Origin of the sequence: Gordonia liuliyuniae (assembly GCF_021739025.1) — a bacterium.
Classification (GTDB): Bacteria; Actinomycetota; Actinomycetes; order Mycobacteriales; family Mycobacteriaceae; genus Gordonia; species Gordonia liuliyuniae.
On record NZ_JAKKOT010000008.1, the window covers coordinates 187,124 to 206,649 of the forward strand.

The following is a 19,526-nucleotide window of genomic DNA, read 5'->3' on the forward strand; positions in this document are numbered from 1 at the left end:
CGTGTCAGATGCGACGGCGTGGGCGGCGCTCACCGAGCACAGCGCGACGATCACCGAACGCAGCCTCCGGGATCTGTTCGCGGCCGACCCCGCGCGGGGCACGGCCATGACCGTCTCCGTCGGAGACCTGTACATCGACTACAGCAAGCATCGGATCAACGGTGCGACCATGCGTCTGCTGCATCTGCTGGCCCGCGAGACGCACGTCTTCGAGAAGCGGGACGCGATGCTCCGCGGCGAACGCATCAACGTCTCCGAAGACCGCCCGGTGCTGCACATCGCGCTGCGCAAACGACGCGACGAGTCACTGTGGCTCGACGGACATGACGTGGTGCCCGACGTACACGGCGTCCTCGACGCGATGGGCGAGTTCACCGACAGCCTGCGCGACGGGTCATGGCGCGGCGCGGACGGACGTCCGATCACGACCGTCGTCAACATCGGCATCGGCGGCTCCGACCTCGGACCGGCGATGGTGCACGCCGCGCTGCGCGAGTACTGCGACGGTCCTGACGTGCGGTTCGTGTCGAACGTCGACCCGGCTGACCTGCTGTCCACACTCGCCGACCTCGATCCGGCGACGACGCTGTTCGTCGTCGTCTCGAAGACGTTCTCGACATTCGAGACGATGGCGAACGCACACGCCGCACGGCGATGGATCGTCGACGCGCTCGGCGAGGATGCCGTCGCCGGACACTTCGTCGCGGTGTCCACCAACGCGGCACTGGTCGCCGACTTCGGCATCGAATCGTCGAACGTCTTCGGATTCTGGGACTGGGTCGGCGGCCGCTACTCCGTCGGATCAGCCGTCGGGCTGTCGGTCATGGCAGCGATCGGCAGGCACAGGTTCGCGGAGTTCCTCGCGGGGTTCCGTACGGTCGACGAACACTTCCAGACCGCGCCCATCCACTCGAACGGGCCGGTCATCCTCGGTCTGCTGAGCGTCTGGTACGCGAGCGTGCTCGACGCGGACGCCCGCGCGATCCTGCCGTACGCGAACGACCTCGCCCGGCTGCCCGCCTACCTGCAGCAGCTGGCCATGGAGTCGAACGGCAAGTCGGTGCGCGGCGACGGCACACCCGTCGGCGTGCCGACCGGAGAGGTGATCTGGGGGGAGGCGGGCACCAACGGTCAGCACGCCTTCCACCAGTTGTTGCATCAAGGGACCAGACTCGTTCCGGCGGACTTCATCGGCTTCGCGCGGGCGGGGGAGGACTTCATCTCTCCCGACGGCGCCACCAGCATGCATGAGGTGTTGACCGCCAACATGTTCGCGCAGTCGCGGGTGCTGGCATTCGGGAAGACGAAGGCAGAGGTCATCGCCGACGGCGTCGACCCCGTGCTGGCGCCGCACAAGGTGATGCCCGGAGATCGGCCGTCGACGACGATCCTGGCGTCCGAGCTGGCCCCGTCGACGCTCGGTCAGTTGATCGCCCTGTACGAGCATCAGGTGTTCGTGCAGGGCGCGGTGTGGGGGATCGACTCCTTCGACCAGTGGGGAGTCGAACTCGGGAAGGCGTCGGCCGTGGAACTCGCCCCCGCGCTGGCCGCGGGTGGCGGGCCCTCCGACGAGATGGACAGCTCGACCAGGGGGCTCGTCGCGGCGTTCTGGCGCGAGCGGACATAGCGCGAAACGGCGCCGTGACCGTCGTCGGCCGATGAACTGTGAAACCTACACCGCAGCAGGGCTGCATCGATCCATAGGGTGATGCGGCCTCGCTGCGGTGTAGGTTTCACGACGTTCCGGATTTGACCTGTCTATACGGCGTGGTCGATGACGCCGCGGACGTTCAATCCGTTGCGGAGATCGTCGTATCCCTGGTTGACGTCTTCGAGCGAGTACCTCTTGGTGACGAGTTCGTCGAGCTTGAGTTCACCGGCGTCGTACAGGCGCAGGAGTCGGACGATGTCGTACTGCGGATTCATCGACCCGAACAGGGTGCCCATGATCGTCTTCTGGTTGAGCGTGAGATCGGTGCCGGACACCTGCACGGTCAGCTTCGTCGGATCGGCGAGACCGGTGATGACGACCTTGCCGCCCTTACCGATGATCGCGGTCGCCGCCTGCACGACGGGGACGTCGACGGTACCGACCAGGATCAATGCGGCGTCCGCGCCCTGGCCCCACGTCAGTTCGGTGACCTTCTCCTGGGCTTCCTCAGCGGTCGCGAAGGCGTGCGTCGCACCGAACTTGAGAGCCTCGTTGCGCTTCATCTCGATCGGGTCGACCGCGACGACGTACTTGCACCCCGCCGAGACGGCGCCCTGCACGGCATTGATGCCGAGACCGCCGATGCCATAGATCACCGCGGTGTCGCCCGCCCGGAGATTGCCTGCGTTGACGGCGGTGCCCCAGCCCGACGGCACGCCGCAGCCGACGAGGACAGCCGTCTCCAGCGGCAGCCAGTCGTCGACCTTGACCACCGAATGCTGAGAGATGGTCGAGTACTCGGAGAACGTGCCGAGCATGCACATCGCGCCGAAGTCGTCACCGTTCCCGTGGAAGCGGAACGTGCCGTCGGGCATCGACCCTTCCAGGATGGTCGCGCCCATGTCGCACAGGTTCTGGCGACCCGTCGAACAGTACCGACAGGTGCCGCAGTTCGGGATGAAGCTGCACACGACGTGGTCGCCGGGCTTCACCTTCGTGACGCCGGGCCCGACTTCCTGGATGATGCCCGAGCCCTCGTGGCCGCCGACGATGGGGTAGCGGGGCGGAAGGTCGCCGTCGGTGAGGTGCAGATCGGAGTGGCACAGGCCCGCCGAGGTGTACTTGATCAGGACTTCGCCCGCGCCGGGGCCGTCGAGCTCGAGTTCCATGATCTCGAACGGCTTGCCTGCTTCGAGGAGCACTGCTGCTTTGGTCTTCATTGGTAATTTTCCTTCCGAACGGGGTCAGAGGTCGAACAGGGAGGTCAGAGTGCGATGTTGACGGACTTGGTCTGGGTGTAGAGGTCGATCGCGGAGTCGCCGAGTTCACGGCCCCACCCGGACTGTTTGAATCCACCGAACGGGAGGGCGGTGTCGAAGCCGTTGTACTGGTTGACCCACACCGAACCGGCTTGGACGGCGGCCGCGGTGCGATGGGCCTTCGACAGGTCCTTCGTCCAGATGCCTGCGGCCAGACCGTAGATCGAGTCGTTCGCGGCGCGGACCACGTCCTCTTCGTCGTCGAACGGGAGGGCGGAGACGACCGGTCCGAAGATCTCCTCTTCGACGATGGAGAACTCGGGCTGCACGTCGACGAACACCGTCGGCTCGATGAAGTAGCCCTCATCGCCCCACCTCTTGCCGCCGGTGAGGGCGCGGGCACCGTCGGCCAGACCCTGCTGGATGAACCCGTTGACTCGGTCGAACTGCTCCTGCGACACCAACGGGCCGAGTTCGGTCGTCGGGTCCAGGCCCGGACCGATCTTCGACTGTGCGGCGGCGTCGGCGACGGCCTGCGTGAAGTCGTCGAAGATGTCGCGCTGGACGTACATGCGTGTCCCGGCGACACAGCACTGGCCGTGGTTGAACATCCACGCGGCGACCGAACCGGCGACCGCAGCTTCGATGTCGGCGTCGTTGAAGATGATGTTCGGGCTCTTGCCGCCGAGTTCGAGAGTGACCTTCTTCAGGTTGCCGGTTGCGGCGTGCACGATCTTCTTGCCGACCTCGGTGGACCCGGTGAACGCGACCTTATCGACGTCCATGTGGGCGGACAGGGCCGCGCCCGCGTCGCCGAATCCGGGAACGATGTTGACGACGCCGGGCGGGAAGCCGGCCTCCTCGAACACCTCGCCGAGCATCAGTGCGCTCAACGGCGTCTGCTCGGCGGGTTTGAGGATGACAGTGTTTCCGGCCGCGAGCGCGGGCGCGAGCTTCCAGGTGGACATCAGGATCGGGAAGTTCCAGGGAACGATCTGGCCGCACACGCCGAGCGATTCGCGCCGGGTGTAGGCGTGGAACTGGCCGCCCGGCGCGAACGGCATCGACGGAGTGATCGACGATCCGGCGATCTTGGTGGCCAGACCGGCGTTGTACCGCCAGACGTCGGCGGCCCAGCTGACGTCCACCGCGGTCGCGATCGCCACGGACTTGCCGTTGTCGAGGGCTTCGAGCTGACCGAACACGTCGGCGCGTTCGCTGAGGATGTCGCCGACCCGCCAGATGAGACGTTCACGTTCGTTCGGCTTCATCCGCGACCACGGCCCCTCGTACGCAGCCCGGGCCGCGGCGACGGCGCGGTCGATGTCGGCGGCCTCGCCGTGCGCGACGTTCGTGATGACCTGTCCGGTGGCCGGATCGTGGGTGGCGAACGTACGGCCGGACGCGGCGTCGACCCATTGGCCGCCGATCAGCATCTTGCGGTCCTTCGAGACGAAGTCGGCGACGGCGGGGAGAAGTGCCGTATCCAGAGTCGTGGTCATCGGTGCCTCCTGACGAGAGCGATATGTGAAGTGCGCCACTGGGGCGGTGCACTATTTCTCCCATGCCGGGGACGTCGCTGCGTGTACGGAAACTGAACACTCCGCGTGGACACGCGGCGGTGACTCGCCCGTAGCGGCGGTGTCAGATGCCGAGCGCGCGTATTCGCGCGTACAGCGTGGTGCGACTGATGCCCAACGCCGACGCCGCGTGGCTCTTGTTGCCGCGGGCCACGTCGAGAGCTTCCTGGATCGCCAGCCGTTCGGCCTGTTCCAGACCCAGCAGCTTCGAGGCTCTCGTGGACCCGCGGTACTCCTCCGGGAGGTCAATCGCTCCGATCGCGCGCGATCCGCGAGCGAGAGCCGAGTCGACGGCTCGACGCAGGACGATCGTCAACTCGATGAGGTTGCCCGGCCACTCCTGACACACCAGCGCGTCCGCGGCGTCGGACTGCAACTTCACGCGGGAATCTATGCGCTGCAACACTTCCTGTCCGATAGACGCCAACTCTGTGGTGCGCTGGCGCAACGGTGGAAGGATGATCCGCCGCGTGCAGCAGGCGGTGAGCGCGGCAGCCGGGCTCGACAACGATTCGACGGGCCCGGTGACGACCACCAGGGCCGGGTCCGACGATCCGCGGCCGGCGACCGCTGCGTGCAGCAGCCGCATCGACCGTTCATCGAGGAGGTCGGCTCCGTCGATAATTACCCCGCGACCCGACATTCGGGCTGTGCGCAGGACGGCCGCGACGTCGACCGGTGAGCCGTCCAGGATCGATGCGGCGACGTCGATGGTCGTCGCATCCTCTGGCGGCACCCGCGTGTAGGCGTGCGTCGTGCGGCCGGTTCCAGCCTCACCGCAGATCGCGGTGGTCGCAGCGATCTCGCTCGGCAACCGGAGCGGCGAGGCGGGCACGGCGTCCTCGATCCGCGGGCGCAGACGGAAGACGGCTGCGTGCCGTACTCCCGGCACCCGGTCGACGGCGACGTCGGCGACCACCCCGGAGACCAGGGTGATGGCGGGCGGCGCATTCCGTTCGCCGACGAGGAGTGCGAGCGTGCCGAAGTCGCCGGGGGCAAGGAGTTGGGCGGCGAGCGAATTGGTGAGTTGAAGGTCGTCACCGACCGCTGCGACCGCGGTGTCGCGGCGCGCCGAGGCGCGTTCGAACGCAGAGACCACAGCGCGGTGGTCGGTGTGCGTCCGATTGAGCAGTCGTTCGGCGATGTCGTCGACGAGGCCGCGGATCAACGGCACCGACAGCGGGTTCACGCGGTCGGCGACTTCGGTCATGCAGATGATGCCTGCGAGACGTCGCGTCGCCGGATGGATGATGGGTCGGCCGAAGCAGCTCAGCGACCGGAACTGCTCGAGGTAGTGCTCGCCACCGTTGATGACCACATCGCCGCGCACCTCGGCGGTGGTGCCGAGCGCGGTGGTGCCCATCGCGTCCTCACCGAAGGCCGCGCCATCGACGGCTCCGGCGTCCGACAACCGGTTCTCCAGGGTGGCGTCGGCCGAGACGCGGGCGACCATCCGACTCTCACTGTCGACCAGGAGCAGGGCCGTCTCGGTTCCACTCAAGATCTCGACGGCGCGTGCGAGGACCGGGCGCGCTGCGTCCAGCAACGGGTCGGCGGATGCGATGTCGGAGACGTTCGGCACCGGTCGGGCGTCTCGTTGCAGTCCCGACGACGCGACCCGCTGCCACGATGCCGCGATCACGTCACGATGGGGGAGGGAGGTGGTCACGGCTCCACTGTGGCATGGATTACACCTGGCCGGTAGCGGTTGGCCGCCGGGGTCGTCGGATCGTCGTACCAACGCGTATGGCGTCAGGACTAGCCCGTAGAGCGGATATCGGGCCGAAATCGTGGTGGCGCTACGGTGGTTCGCATGCGTGTAGCGACCTGGAACGTCAACTCGGTGAAACAGCGTGTGCCCCGGCTTCTCCCGTGGCTCGACGAGCGCGGCCCCGACGTGGTCTGCCTCCAGGAGACCAAGGTGTCCGACGAGGTGTTCGCAGCCGAACTCGGGGATGCGCTCGCTGCGCGCGGATACGAGTTCGCACATGCCGGACAGGGCCAGTGGAACGGGGTCGCACTGCTCAGCAGGGTCGGGCTCGACGATGTGCGTGTCGCGTTCGCCGGTGCGCCGGGATTCCCGGACTCCGACGCCGCGCCTGAGGGCCGGGCCGTCTCGGCCGTGTGCGACGGTGTCCGCGTCCACTCGCTGTACGTTCCCAACGGTCGCGAGGTGGACGCCGACCACTACCACTACAAGCTCGCCTGGCTCGAGACCCTGCGCGCCTCGATCGTCGACGAATCCGACACCACCATGCTGTGCGGTGACTTCAACATCATCCCGACCGACCATGACAGCTTCGATCCGTCGGCGTTCATCGGACACACGCATGTGACGGCTCCCGAACGCGATGCGCTCACCGCGTTCGAAGCCCTCGGACTGCGTGACACGATGCGCGAGCACTGGCCGGACGAACGGATCTACACCTACTGGGACTATCGCGCAGGGATGTTCCACAAGGATCTCGGAATGCGGATCGACCTGATCCTCGCCGGCGGTCCCGTCGCCGACCGGGTCCAGGCCGCGTGGGTGGACCGCAAGGCCCGCAAGGGGACCAAGCCGAGTGACCACGCGCCGGTCTTCGTCGACCTCGACACCGCTCCCGACGGAAACGTCGGGCCCGTGGTGCCGCCGCCGTCTCGACCGGCGAAGGTCGCAGCGGGATCGGTGAAGCTGCCGCACACGGTCGCCGACTGACACCCACCCACCCGCGCCCGTCTCACCCGTAGGTGAACGAGAACACCTGCAGTCCGGGCGTGGGAGTCACGTCGACGCGACCGCGCTGATTCTCTGCGGAACCGACGATCTTGTGGAGAGTCGGCGGCCCGCTGATCGGGATGACCGTCGGGTCGGCGCCGTCGCGGCGCACGGTGATGCTTCCGGTTCCACCGACCACGATGTAGACGTTCTTCGCGTGGTAGTCGAGGCCGATCGACGAGTCACCGCGTGCCGTCGCCCCCTGGTAGTCGAGGTCCCACGGTCCGTCGAGGCAGAAGGTGTCCGCCGGTTGGGTGTCCGGACGGCGGAACTCGCTGCGTCCGGCGACGTACGGTGTCGGGCCGCGGTAGTTGACCATCTTCCCGACTCCCAGATACGTCTCGGGCGTCGTCGATTCGGTGGGCGTCGTATCGCTCCGCTCGGACGGCGGCGGCAACGTCGCGGTCGGATCGGCCTGCATCAGCAGTTCTCGGATCAGGCGCTCGGAGGTCGCGTATCCGCCCTCACCGAACTCGATGTGGCGAACCGTCCCCGACGCATCGATCAGATAGTGGGCGGGCCAGTAACTGTTGCGGTATGTCGTCCACGTCGAGAACGCCGGATCGAGAGCGACCGGATACGTGATGCGCAGCCGCTCCGCTGCCTTCTTCACATTCGCGGGAACCTTCTCGAATGCGTACTCGGGCGTGTGGACGCCGATCACCTCCAATCCGGCGGCGCGATACTTCTCGTACCAGTCGACGACGTGCGGGATGCTGCGTTGGCAGTTGATGCATGAGTACGCCCAGAAGTCGAGGAGCACGACCTTGCCGCGCAACTCCGACAGCGCGAGCGGAGCCTCATCGGGCGTGTTGAACCATTCGCTGATCCCCGACAGGCGCGGCGCCGTGCCACAACTCTGCAGCTGTTCGGCGCCATCGGTGCAGTTGGACAGTTCACGGTTCTCATCGGTGACGATGCCGCCGATGTCGAGTCTCGCCGTCAGATCGTCGGTACCACCGACCGAATCCTGCAGTGCGCTCGCATAGTCCGGGATCGCGCGCTGCAATGCCGCGGGTACGTTGAACACCAGGCCGATGGCGAGACCGATCATCACCACACCCGCCGTGATGCGGATGCCGCGCTGGTGTCGACGGAAGCCCGCCACTCGCTCGGCCACCCGTCGTCCGGCAAGCGCGAAGACGAGAAGCGGAAGCGCCGCCCCGACTGCGAACGACAACGTCAACGCCACCGTGTCGAAACCGATGTCGCCGGTCGCGCCTGCCACGACGATCGCCGCGAGGACGGGGCCCGCGCACGGCACATAGAGGACGCCGAGCGCCAGGCCCAGATTGAATCCGGACTTGCCCGTGCCGACCGACCGAGTGGGAAGACGTGAGAAAGGTTTCTCGAGTAGACGCTCGACCGCTGGAACGATCAGGCCGACGCCGATCGTCGTCAGGACGATCAGACCCGCCCACCGGAACGCGTCCTGTGGAAGATGCAGCAGTGACAGCAGACTCGACCCGACCAGCGTCACGGTCGCGAAACTGACGACGAGACCGCCGATCACGCGATACGGCCGACTCTTGTGCGAGAACCGTGGACGCCGACTGCCCGCGGAAGCAGTTTCCGTACTCGACGTCGGTGTCTCGCCGTGGGGTTCGTGAGCGCCTGCGAAGAATACGACCGGGAGTACCGGAAGGATGCACGGAGAGATGCCGGTGATCAGGCCGCCGACGAATCCGATGAGCACGATGGAGTACATGCCGGGCATTCGGTGCGGATGCGCCATCGGATGGGTACGTCGACATCGGCGTGGTATGTCCGCAGACGCACGGCGCGACGGCCGTTCGACGCCCGCCGAACGGGACGAAGAAGAGAATTTTCGATCCCCGCCCATCCGATTCGAGCGCGGCTCCGAATGGCTCCTTGTAACAGCAGGAGATGCCCGGCGACCGCCGGACAGTCCACGACAAGGGAGACAGCAGATGAGCATCACCAAGACGACCGGTGCACGGGTGACAGCGATGGCGTTCGCGATCGCCGTGGCCGCAACGATGACCGCGTGCTCGAGCGACGACTCGTCCACCGAGTCGGCCGACTCGACGATGACCACGGGCGCGATGAGCACGAGTGCGATGACGGCCGATCCGGCCGCAGGCCTCGTCGGCCCGGGCTGCGCCGACTACGCGAAGCAGGTGCCGACCGGACCGGGTTCGGTGACCGGGATGTCAACCGAACCGGTAGCAGTCGCCGCGTCCAACAACCCCTTGCTCACCACCCTCACGTCGGCGCTGTCGGGCAAGCTCAACCCCGACGTCAACCTCGTCGACACCCTCAACGGCGGCGAGTTCACCGTGTTCGCACCGGTCGACGACGCCTTCGAGAAGGTCGACGCGGCGACCATCGACTCGCTCAAGACCGACGCACCCGGCCTGACCTCGCTGCTCACCTACCACGTCGTCGAGGGCCAGGCCGCACCCGACAAGGTCGTCGGCGAGCACAAGACCGTTCAGGGCGACACGCTCGAGGTCACCGGCAGCGGTGACGACCTGAAGGTGAACGGCGCCGGCGTGATCTGTGGCGGCGTCAAGACCGCCAACGCCACCGTCTACCTCATCGACGGTGTGCTCATGCCGCCCGCCGACGACAAGTAGAGACCGACTCCGGTTCGACGATCCGAGACCGTACGGTCGGCCCCGCCTCAGGGGCCGACCGTACAGTCGATGGCACGCCCCGATGGACGGAAGAGGTTGACGATATGAGCATCGAATTCACGAGCACCGTCGACGCTGAGATCGACGACGTCTTCGAGTGGTTCTCCAGGCCGGGAGCGCTTCGCAGACTGCTGCCGCCCTGGCAGCCGATGTCCGCGATCAGCGAAGCCGAGTCGTTGGCCGACGGACAGGCCGTCCTCGGGCTGCCCGGCGGGCTCCGGTGGACGGCGCAGCACCGAGCAGACGACTATCGTCCGCCCCACGCGTTCGTCGACGAACGGATCACCGACGGTGTCCGCGGCCTGCCGACCGCATTCGCCGGATCCTGGCGGCACGAACACGAATTCGTCGACGACGGTGTAGGACGCACCCGGGTCATCGACCGCGTGCACACCGCCGTCCCGGCGAAGCTGCTGCGTCCGACCTTCGAGTACCGACACCGACAGATCGCCGACGATCTCGCCGCACATGCGCGAACACGAGCCGCCGGATCGACGCCGTCCGTCATCGCGGTGACCGGCGCATCGGGGCTCGTCGGCTCCGCGCTGTGTGCATTCCTCTCCACAGGCGGGCACCGTGTGATCCGACTCGTTCGGCGCCCCGCGCAGACCTCCGACGAACGGACATGGGATCCGGCTGACCCGTCATCGGGCCTGTTCGACGGCGTCGACGCCGTGATCCACCTGGCCGGTGAGTCGATCGCCGGACGGTTCACCGGAAGCCACCGCGCCGCCATCGTCGACTCCCGGATCGAACCCACGCGGAGACTCGCCGCGCTCGCCGCAGCCAGTGCCGAGGTCCGGGTGTTCGTGAGCGCGTCCGCGATCGGGTTCTACGGCGCGCATCGACCAGACGAACTCCTCGACGAGTCCTCGGCCAGAGGAGAGGGCTTCCTCGCCGACGTCGTCGACGAGTGGGAGGCCGCCGCCCGCACCGCGTCGGTGGGCGGAACGCGGTCGGTGCAGATCCGCACCGGAATCGTCCAGAGCCCGCAAGGCGGCGTGCTCCGCCTGCAGCGGCGACTGTTCGAAACAGGTCTCGGCGGCCGACTCGGTGACGGTCGACAGTGGCTGTCATGGATCGACATCGACGACCTCATCGATGTCTATCTGCGGGCGATCGTCGACGAGAGTCTCGACGGCCCGGTCAACGCGGTCGGCCCCGAACCGGTGACCGGGTCCGACTTTGCAGCGATTCTCGGCCGAGTGGTGCACCGTCCGGCGATCCTCCCGGTGCCTGCCTTCGGCCCGAGGCTGCTCCTCGGGAAGCAGGGCGCCGACGAACTCGCGCTCGCCGACCAGCGAATCGGGAGCCGTGTCCTCGCTGAGGCCGATCACCGGTTCCGGTTCGAGACACTGGAGGACTCGCTGCGTCACCAGCTCGGGCGGTAGCCCGGCGACCCATCCGATTCGGTGTCGGCTCCGAATGACCGGCATGACCGCACCGAAACATCTGCCACCGCACTCGCGGGTCGCCGTCGTCGGCAGTGGCGTCGCCGGCCTGACCGCCGCGCATCTCCTCGCGCGCACCCACACCGTGACTCTCCTGGAGTCCGACTCCCGTCTCGGCGGACACGCGCACACACAGACCGTGTCTCTGCTCGATGGCGACGTCTCGGTGGACACCGGATTCATCGTCCACAACGACCGCACGTACCCGACACTGCTGACACTGTTCGCCGAACTCGGGATCGCCACGCAAGACACCGACATGTCGATGTCCGTGCGATCGGAACTCACCGGACTGGAGTACGCGGGAGCGCGCGGCGCCCTCGGGTTGTTCCCGCACCCGCGTAACGCGATGAGCCCCAGACACATCCGAATGCTCATCGAAGTGCGGAGATTCCATCGACTCGCCCACGAGGTCCTCACCAACCCGGGGAACGACGTCGCCCTCGACGAATTCGTCCGGGAGGCAGGGCTGTCGGACTACTTCCTCGACAACTTCCTGCTTCCGCTCGTGGCCGCCGTGTGGTCGTGCGACTCGGCCACCGCGGGGCGTTACCCGGCTCGCTACCTGTTCGAGTTCCTCGACCACCACGGGATGCTCACCGTCTTCGGTTCGCCGACGTGGCGGACCGTCACCGGCGGCTCCGCGACCTACGTGCAGGCCGTCGCCGATCGACTGGCGTCGGCCGGCGGCCGCGTGCTCGTCGACGCCCCGGTCCGCGGCATCCGCGAAACGGAGGACGGCGTGCGGATCGAGGCTCCCGGTCTGAACGAGACGTTCGACGCGGTCGTCGTCGCGACTCATCCGCACCAGGCGCTCGCCGCTCTCGACCGACCGACCGGCATGCAGCGGGAGGTACTGGGCGACATCGCGTACCTACCCAAACATGCTGTCCTGCACACCGATACGTCCCTGCTTCCGCGATCGTCGCGGGCCCGTGCATCGTGGAATTACCAGATCCGCGACGACGGCGACGACGTCGCCGTCACCTACGATCTGACGCGCCTGATGCGTCTGTCCACCGGCGGCGAGCGCGTCCTCGTCACGATGGGACGCACCGATCTCGTCGATCCGCAGCACATCGTCTCGGCCATGACCTATGAGCACCCCGTCTACGACCTGGCGTCCGTGTCCGCGCAGAAGCGACTGCCCGACATCGACACCGCGCGGATCGTGTTTGCAGGCGCCTACCACGGATGGGGGTTCCACGAGGACGGCGCGGCGTCGGGCGCCCGTGCAGCCGAGCGGCTCGGGAATGGGCGGCTCGGGGATGGGTGGTCGACCGTCTCGAATCGCGAAGCACTCGACGGCGACGGCCTGATCGGGCGGGCGCGATGAGCCTCCATACGCCGCGACTCGTGGCCAGTCGGATCACCCACGTGCGCACCGAACCCGTGGAGAACCGGTTCGTCTACCGCAGCATGCACTGGCTCGTCGACATCGACGCGCTGCCCGACCTCGGCGTCGGCAGACGATGGCTGGCCCGCTTCTGCGCCGCCGACCACTTCGCGCAGCCGGTGACCGACGGACAGACGCTCCGCGATCGGCTCACCGGGTTCCTCGCCGCGGAAGGCATTCAAGCGCCGACCGGTCGGGTGATCGTCCTGACGTCCCCGCGGGTCGCAGGCTACGTCTTCAACCCGCTCAGCGTTTTTTGGTGCCACCACGCAGACGGGACCCTCGCCTGTGTCGTCGCCGAGGTCCACAACACGTATTCGCAGCGGCACTGCTACGTGGTGCATCCCGACGCCGACGGCCGCGCCAGTGTGCCCAAAGAGTTCTACGTGTCACCGTTCAACGACGTCGACGGCAGCTATCGCCTCCGCCTGCCGACCCCGGACGAGGACGGCCGGGTCTCGCTCGGTATCACGCTCCACCGACCCGACGACGCGCCGTTCATCGCGACCCTCGTGGGCCGGTCACGTCCCGCGACACCGCGCGCCGTCCTCCGCGCTCAACTGTCCGCCCCGCTGGCGCCATGGATGGTCGCCGCTCGAATCCGCGTACAGGGCATCGCGCTGTGGATGCGCGGCCTGCCCATCGTCCCCCGCCCGGCACCCGAGAAGACCTGCAACCGAAAGGCCCTTCGATGACCATCGACCGACTGTACGAGAACGACATCGCGCAGAGCCGCGACCTCGACGACAGGGGTTCGGCCGTCGACCCCGCGAGGTGGCCGGATGTCGCCGCCCGCCCGGAATCGGTGACGGCGCGAATTCGCGGTCGGGCCGCCGAAGCATTGTTCCGGCGCGCGACGGCCGGCCTTCCGCCGGACGCTCCGCGAATGATCGTCCACGATGAAGACGCACTGTTCCGGCGAGTCGGGACGGCGGGGCTCATCGGTTTCGGCGAATCGTATATGGCGGGGGAGTGGACGGCAGACGACCTGGTCGCGACTCTCACCCCGCTCGCACAGCGCATCGCCGACATCGTGCCTGCGGCGTTGCAGCGGCTCCGTCCGATCATCCTGCCGAGCCATCCGCGCGACGAGGAGAATTCGCTGGCCAACACGCGATCGAACATCTCGCGTCACTACGACCTGTCCAACGACCTCTTCGCATCGTTTCTCGATGAGACCATGACCTATTCGAGTGCGTATTTCGGATCCGACGATGCGGCCGCGCATGCCGACTGGGACGATCTCGCCGATGCGCAGCGCGCCAAGATCGACCGGCTCCTCGATCAGGCAGGCGTCGAGTCGGGCACTCGGCTGCTGGAGATCGGGACCGGCTGGGGCGAGCTCGCGGTCCGCGCGGCGGAGCGGGGAGCCGTAGTCCGGAGCATCACGCTCTCGCACGAGCAGCAGGCGGCGGCACGACGACGCGCGACCTCCGCAGGCCTCGCCGACCGCATCCGGGTCGATCTCGCCGACTACCGCAGCGTCGACGGTGACTACGACGCCGTGGTCTCCGTCGAGATGGTCGAAGCCGTCGGACGCGACTACTGGGGCGACTACTTCGCCACGATCAACCGGGTCCTCGCACCGGGCGGGCGGGCCGCGATCCAGGCGATCACCATGCCGCACGACCGGGTGCTGGCCTCGACCGGCACCTACACCTGGGTGCACAAATACATCTTCCCCGGCGGTCAGATCCCGTCCGAGCAGGCGCTTCGCCACGCGGCGGCGTTGTCCGGCCTCACGCCGACATACGCCGAATCGTTCGGCCTGCACTATGCGAAGACTCTCGAACTCTGGCGCGAACGCTTCAGCGCACACCGGGATCGGGTGGCAGAACTGGGATTCGACGACACGTTCGTCCGGATGTGGACGTTCTACCTCGCCTACTCCGAGGCGGGCTTCGCCTCGCGGTACCTCGACGTCTGCCACCTCGTCTACACGAAGGGCGCAGGCCGATGACGGGCATCTCGGGAGCAGTGACGGTCCTCGCGGTATGCGCGGTGTGGATCGTCGTCCTGCAGGGCGCCGCGTTCGCCGTCGGCCACCGCATCCGGCGATACAACGTCGTCGACGTTATCTGGGGTCTCGGCTTCGTCGGCATCGGCGTCGTTGCGCTCGTGCTCGGCGGCGGCGACCTCACACGCCGTATCGTGCTCGCCGTCGTAGTCGCCGTATGGGGTCTGCGCCTGTCCTGGCATATGCACGTCAAAACGCGCGGCCACGGCGAGGATCCTCGCTACGTCGACTACCTGGGACAGGACCCGACGGTGGGTACGGTCATCGGGAAGGTCTTCGCGACCCAGGGGGCCTCCCAACTCTGGGTCGGCCTGCCGATCGTGGTCTCCGCGGTGTGCGGGGCGACGACTGGACCGGGCTGGATTCTCCTCGTAGTCGGTGTAGCGGCGGCCCTCGTCGGATTCTCTTTCGAAGCGATCGGCGACGCCCAACTGCGTGCGTACAAGGCCGACCCCGACCGGGGTCCGATCATGGATCGGGGGCTGTGGGGGTGGACGCGCCACCCGAACTACTTCGGCGATGCCTGCCTGTGGTGGGGGCTGTGGCTCATCGCCGCATCGGGAGGGCTGCCCGCAGTCCTGACCGTGCTGTCACCGGTCGCGATGACCTACTTCATCGTCTACGCGACCGGGGCACGCCGTCTCGAAGCGGCGATGGCCGACAGACCCGGATACGCCGACTACTGTGCGCGAACCTCCTATTTCCTGCCGCGTCCACCGCGCCGGAGCCCCTGATGGAGTCGATCCGCCATGACGGCCTTCGCTGAGACTCCCATCGGGCGCACCCGACCGACGGCATCGAGGGCTAAGCTGTTGTCCGATGAGACCTGGAGATCTGCAGTGACGCGTTCCGCGGCGACCGATACCGGTCTGGACGCCCTGATAGAGGCGAGTGCAGCGGGCGAGATGGACGCCTTCGCCGAACTGTACGACCAGACCAGTGCGCGCATCTACGGCATGGTGCTGCGCGTGCTGCGCGATCCCGGATACAGCGAAGAGGTCACTCAGGAGGTGTACCTGCAGGTCTGGCGGGGCGCAGAGAAGTATCGCCGCACCGACGGGTCACCGATCGCGTGGCTGCTCGCGATAGCTCACCGACGCGCCGTCGACCGGGTGCGATCGGAGTCGTCGGCATCGCGCCGCGATTCCTATTACGGCGCAAAGCAACTCGTCGAACTCGGTGATGAGGTCGGCGATACGGTCCAGATGCGCGAACAGGGCCGCCGCGTACGACGATGCCTGGGCGGTCTCAGTGAACTGCAGTCGCAGGCAATCGGACTCGCCTACTACCAAGGGCTGTCGTATCGAGAGGTGTCCGACGCGCTGGCGGTCGGACTGCCGACGGTGAAGAGCCGGATCCGCGACGGATTGAAGAAGCTGAGGGGGTGTTTGGAAAGTGAGTGACGATATGAGCGGTGCTGGGGAGACCGGCCACGTGGACGCTGACGATCTACTCGATCTCGCACCGCTGGTTGCGCTCGATGCACTCTCCGAGTCCGAACACGCGAGTGTCGAGAAGCGTGTCCAGCGCGCCGATGCGATGACTCGTCGCGCCTTCGACGTCGAAGTCGCCGCCGTCCGTGACACGTTGGCCGACTTCGGCGAACTCACCGAACAGGCGCCGCGCGCGGGCCTGCGCGACGAACTGCTCGCGGCCGCCGAGCGCGATCAGCTCGCCGACCGACGGCGGGCGAGCCGGATCCGGTGGGGCGCCGTCGCGGCAGCGGTCGCGGCCGTCATCGCCGTGGGCGGCGGCGTGGTCGGCTACGCGATGTCCGGTCGAGACGAACCTGCCCAGACGACGGCCGAACGCGTCTTCGAGGCGACAGACGTGCGCACCGTGAGCGGCGAACTGGCGAAGGGGCGAGCGTCGGTGACGTTCTCACCGTCGGCGGGTGCGGGCGTCCTCGTCATGAACGACGTCACCCCGCCGGACGCGGGCAAGGTCTATCAGCTGTGGCTGGTAGGGCCGGACGAAACCCGCCTGGGCGGAGTGATGGCTCCGGACGACGTCGCTCCGTCGACGACGGTGGTTCTCGACGATCTCGGCGATGCGACGGCGATGGCGTTCACCGTCGGTGACATGGCGACGCCCGAACTGCGTATCGGGCCGACTGTCTCCGAGATGTCGCTCGGTTAGCGTCCCGCCGCCTGGTCCTCGAGGTAGCGCGGCTTGCAGATGACCCACGCCCCGCACAACATCACGAGGACCATGCCGACGACGAGTAGGAACGGGACGCCCCAGCCGTGTGTCACATCGTGCAGCACGCCGAACAGCAACGGGCCCGCGCAGGCGAGCAGATAGCCGACGCCCTGCGCGAAACCCGACAGCGACGCGGACGCGGCGCTCGTCCGCGTCCGCACGTTGATGAGGGTCAACGCCATCGGGAATGTCGTCGGGCCGAGACCGCAGAGAAGAGCCCACACCAACGGAGCCGACAGCGGGGCCCACATGAGTCCCGCGAAACCCGCGAACCAGCACGCCGCGAACAGCACGGTGAAACCGAACGGGTTGGCGAACCGCGTCGACAACGTCGGTGCGACGAATGTGGCGGCCAGGCCGACACCGGAGAACACGGCGACGGCCGTGCCGCCGAGCGACTCGCTGCCGCCGGCATCGGTGATGATCTTCGGCATCCACGTGAACATCGCGTATGTGCCTGCTGACGTCATGCCGAACATGAACGTCATGCCCCACGCCATCGGGCTGCGCCACATCGAGATCGTGGCGTCTGGAACCGGGGGCGCCGACTCGTCGACGACGGCCGCGTCTCGTCGGCCCGCGACTTCGCGTCGGGCGGCCGCGCGTCGTTCGCGGACCACCCACAGCCACGGGCCGAGCGCAGCGAGCGGGACGAGCGCCCACACGCCGAGTGAGAACCGCCAGTCGACCGCGTCGGCCAACGGGATCGCGACCGCGGCCGGGATCACGGTCCCCGCCTGCACGAAGATGATGTATGCCGTGCTGATCGGGGCGATCCGGTCGGCGAAGTAGCGCTTCACCAGCGGCGGGATCAGGATGTTTCCGATACCCATGCCGAACAGGGCGACACACGAGAGGACGACCAGCACGGCGACGTTCTGGCTCAGCGACCGTGCTGCGATGCCGACACCGGTGATGACGACGGCGGCGAGCATCACCTGTTCGATGCCGAACCGGCGCCCCAGTCCCGGCGAGACGATCCCCGCGACGCCGAACGCGAGCGTCGGCAGCATGCCGAGCAACCCGCTGACTGCGGTGCCGAATCCGACGTCCTCGGAGACGCGTTCGAGCAGAGGAGTCAGCGAGGTGACCGCGGTGCGCAGCGAGAACGCGAACACGACGATCGCGAGAAGGACGATGATCCGACCTCGCAGACTTCCCGATCCGTATCGTTCGAACGTCTGAGTCTGCGGCATGGTCGTCACCGAACCAATGGTCGCAGCCGCCGTCGGGGCGACGCGAATTCTTTTGCGGTGCGACCGGTCACAGGCTGCCCCACAGCGTGACGGGACATGCGTTGCGGGCGTTTCCGGCTGTTCGGACCGTGTTCAACCTCGCATGTCAATGATTTTGACCAGGGTAAACCGGGGCGGTAAAGTATTGCGTCGGCACCTGCCCACGGTAGGTGCTGCCCGAATTCTCTTCCGAACCCGTTTCGGGGGAGGCGGGATCGCGAGCCGGATACGGCGTGGCTGACACGCCCGACCTCGGGGTGGCGATATTGCAGTTGACCGGCGCAGACGCGCCGGTGGGGCGAGTTGCGGACATCGTTCGGAGCGTATGCGGGTGCATGCCTGCGTGCGGACCGGAAGACGTGCCCGGAGCACTAACCGTGACGAGAAGAAGGACCGACGGGAGTCGGCCCACAAGGAGAAAAGAACTCAGTGCCAACTATTAACCAGCTGGTCCGCAAGGGCCGCAAGGACAAGGCGACGATCAAGAAGACCGCCGCCCTGAAGGGGAGCCCGCAGCGGCGCGGCGTGTGCACTCGCGTGTACACCACCACCCCCAAGAAGCCGAACTCCGCTCTTCGTAAGGTCGCCCGTGTGCGCCTGACGAGTGGCGTCGAGGTCACCGCCTACATTCCGGGTGAGGGCCACAACCTGCAGGAGCACTCGATGGTGCTCGTTCGCGGCGGACGTGTGAAGGACCTCCCCGGTGTTCGCTACCGCATCATCCGCGGCTCGCTCGACACCCAGGGTGTCAAGGACCGCAAGCAGGCTCGTAGCCGTTACGGCGCCAAGAAGGGAAGCTGATCTAGATGCCACGTAAAGGACCCGCTCCCAAGCGCCCGCTGATCAACGACCCGGTCTACGGTTCGCCCCTGGTCACGCAGCTCGTCAACAAGATCCTGCTGGACGGCAAGAAGTCGACCGCCGAGCGGATCGTCTACCAGGCTCTCGAGCAGGCTCGTGAGAAGACCGGCACCGACCCCGTCGTCACGCTCAAGCGTGCACTCGACAACGTCAAGCCGACCCTCGAGGTCAAGAGCCGCCGCGTCGGTGGTGCCACCTACCAGGTGCCGATCGAGGTCAAGCCGGGCCGCGCCAACACGTTGGCTCTCCGCTGGCTCGTCACGTTCAGCCGTCAGCGTCGTGAGAAGACGATGGTCGAGCGTCTCGCCAACGAGCTGCTCGACGCGTCGAACGGTCTCGGAGCTTCGGTGAAGCGCCGCGAAGACACCCACAAGATGGCTGAAGCCAACCGGGCGTTCGCGCACTACCGCTGGTGACAACCGCCGGACGCGGATCGGGTCACCCCCGATCCGCGTT

The 19,526-nt window shown here is 67.2% G+C and carries 17 protein-coding genes; 12 read left to right on the forward strand and 5 right to left on the reverse strand.

The window, feature by feature from the left end; all coding sequences use genetic code 11:
* The first annotated feature begins 1 nt into the window (after nucleotide 1).
* Complete coding sequence (gene pgi, locus L5G28_RS18200; protein WP_372477254.1) at nucleotides 2-1,627, forward strand: glucose-6-phosphate isomerase; 1,626 nt, start codon at nucleotides 2-4, stop codon at nucleotides 1,625-1,627.
* 131 nt (nucleotides 1,628-1,758) lie between these two features.
* Here pgi and L5G28_RS18205 read toward each other — a convergent pair whose 3' ends face one another.
* The 3 genes from L5G28_RS18205 to L5G28_RS18215 form a co-directional block, all read right to left on the reverse strand.
* The gene (locus L5G28_RS18205) at nucleotides 1,759-2,871 is read right to left on the reverse strand and encodes an NDMA-dependent alcohol dehydrogenase (RefSeq protein WP_237002756.1); all 1,113 of its coding nucleotides are present in this window, start codon (nucleotides 2,869-2,871) and stop codon (nucleotides 1,759-1,761) included.
* 44 nt (nucleotides 2,872-2,915) lie between these two features.
* Nucleotides 2,916-4,412, reverse strand: coding sequence for an aldehyde dehydrogenase family protein (locus L5G28_RS18210; protein ID WP_236998988.1), 1,497 nt, complete (start codon nucleotides 4,410-4,412; stop codon nucleotides 2,916-2,918).
* 142 nt (nucleotides 4,413-4,554) lie between these two features.
* Nucleotides 4,555-6,159, reverse strand: coding sequence for a helix-turn-helix domain-containing protein (locus L5G28_RS18215; RefSeq protein ID WP_237002757.1), 1,605 nt, complete (start codon nucleotides 6,157-6,159; stop codon nucleotides 4,555-4,557).
* 144 nt (nucleotides 6,160-6,303) lie between these two features.
* Between L5G28_RS18215 and L5G28_RS18220 the strand changes: the two genes are divergently transcribed.
* Complete coding sequence (locus tag L5G28_RS18220; RefSeq protein WP_237002758.1) at nucleotides 6,304-7,188, forward strand: exodeoxyribonuclease III; 885 nt, start codon at nucleotides 6,304-6,306, stop codon at nucleotides 7,186-7,188.
* A gap of 22 nt (nucleotides 7,189-7,210) precedes the next feature.
* Here the strand turns inward: L5G28_RS18220 and L5G28_RS18225 are convergent, their stop codons facing one another.
* Nucleotides 7,211-8,956 carry a cytochrome c biogenesis protein DipZ gene (locus tag L5G28_RS18225; protein ID WP_237002798.1) on the reverse strand — a complete coding sequence of 582 codons (1,746 nt, stop codon included), beginning with the start codon at nucleotides 8,954-8,956 and terminating at the stop codon, nucleotides 7,211-7,213.
* Nucleotides 8,957-9,179: 223 nt separating this feature from the next.
* Between L5G28_RS18225 and L5G28_RS18230 the strand changes: the two genes are divergently transcribed.
* The 8 genes from L5G28_RS18230 to L5G28_RS18265 all read left to right on the forward strand — a co-directional run bounded on the left by L5G28_RS18230 (nucleotide 9,180) and on the right by L5G28_RS18265 (nucleotide 16,911).
* Entirely contained in the window at nucleotides 9,180-9,848 is a 669-nt protein-coding gene (locus tag L5G28_RS18230; RefSeq protein ID WP_237002759.1) for a fasciclin domain-containing protein, read from the forward strand.
* 104 nt (nucleotides 9,849-9,952) lie between these two features.
* Complete coding sequence (locus tag L5G28_RS18235; RefSeq protein WP_237002760.1) at nucleotides 9,953-11,299, forward strand: TIGR01777 family oxidoreductase; 1,347 nt, start codon at nucleotides 9,953-9,955, stop codon at nucleotides 11,297-11,299.
* A gap of 43 nt (nucleotides 11,300-11,342) precedes the next feature.
* Nucleotides 11,343-12,695: an NAD(P)/FAD-dependent oxidoreductase gene (locus tag L5G28_RS18240; protein ID WP_237002761.1), complete on the forward strand. Its 1,353-nt coding sequence runs from the start codon at nucleotides 11,343-11,345 to the stop codon at nucleotides 12,693-12,695.
* Nucleotides 12,692-13,450: a DUF1365 domain-containing protein gene (locus L5G28_RS18245; RefSeq protein ID WP_237002762.1), complete on the forward strand. Its 759-nt coding sequence runs from the start codon at nucleotides 12,692-12,694 to the stop codon at nucleotides 13,448-13,450. Before L5G28_RS18240 ends, L5G28_RS18245 begins: the two co-directional genes overlap by 4 nt.
* Nucleotides 13,447-14,715: an SAM-dependent methyltransferase gene (locus L5G28_RS18250; protein ID WP_237002763.1), complete on the forward strand. Its 1,269-nt coding sequence runs from the start codon at nucleotides 13,447-13,449 to the stop codon at nucleotides 14,713-14,715. The genes L5G28_RS18245 and L5G28_RS18250 overlap by 4 nt, the downstream gene beginning before the upstream one ends.
* Nucleotides 14,712-15,506 carry a DUF1295 domain-containing protein gene (locus tag L5G28_RS18255; protein WP_237002764.1) on the forward strand — a complete coding sequence of 265 codons (795 nt, stop codon included), beginning with the start codon at nucleotides 14,712-14,714 and terminating at the stop codon, nucleotides 15,504-15,506. Before L5G28_RS18250 ends, L5G28_RS18255 begins: the two co-directional genes overlap by 4 nt.
* A gap of 15 nt (nucleotides 15,507-15,521) precedes the next feature.
* Complete coding sequence (gene sigK, locus L5G28_RS18260; protein WP_265744576.1) at nucleotides 15,522-16,175, forward strand: ECF RNA polymerase sigma factor SigK; 654 nt, start codon at nucleotides 15,522-15,524, stop codon at nucleotides 16,173-16,175.
* A complete protein-coding gene (locus L5G28_RS18265) occupies nucleotides 16,168-16,911 on the forward strand; it encodes an anti-sigma factor (RefSeq protein WP_237002766.1) in 744 nt (247 codons plus the stop codon). Before sigK ends, L5G28_RS18265 begins: the two co-directional genes overlap by 8 nt.
* Here L5G28_RS18265 and L5G28_RS18270 read toward each other — a convergent pair.
* Nucleotides 16,908-18,179 (reverse strand): CynX/NimT family MFS transporter, encoded by a 1,272-nt coding sequence (locus L5G28_RS18270; protein WP_372477253.1) that lies wholly within the window; start codon nucleotides 18,177-18,179, stop codon nucleotides 16,908-16,910. The two genes, L5G28_RS18265 and L5G28_RS18270, sit on opposite strands and share 4 nt — an antisense overlap.
* Before the next feature lie 459 nt (nucleotides 18,180-18,638).
* On the opposite strand from L5G28_RS18270, the gene rpsL reads away from it, so the two are divergent.
* Entirely contained in the window at nucleotides 18,639-19,010 is a 372-nt protein-coding gene (gene rpsL, locus L5G28_RS18275; protein WP_236999000.1) for a 30S ribosomal protein S12, read from the forward strand.
* A 5-nt stretch (nucleotides 19,011-19,015) separates the two neighbouring features.
* On the forward strand, nucleotides 19,016-19,486 hold the full coding sequence (rpsG, locus tag L5G28_RS18280; protein ID WP_161062017.1) for a 30S ribosomal protein S7: 471 nt from the start codon (nucleotides 19,016-19,018) through the stop codon (nucleotides 19,484-19,486).
* The last annotated feature ends 40 nt before the right edge of the window (nucleotides 19,487-19,526 follow it).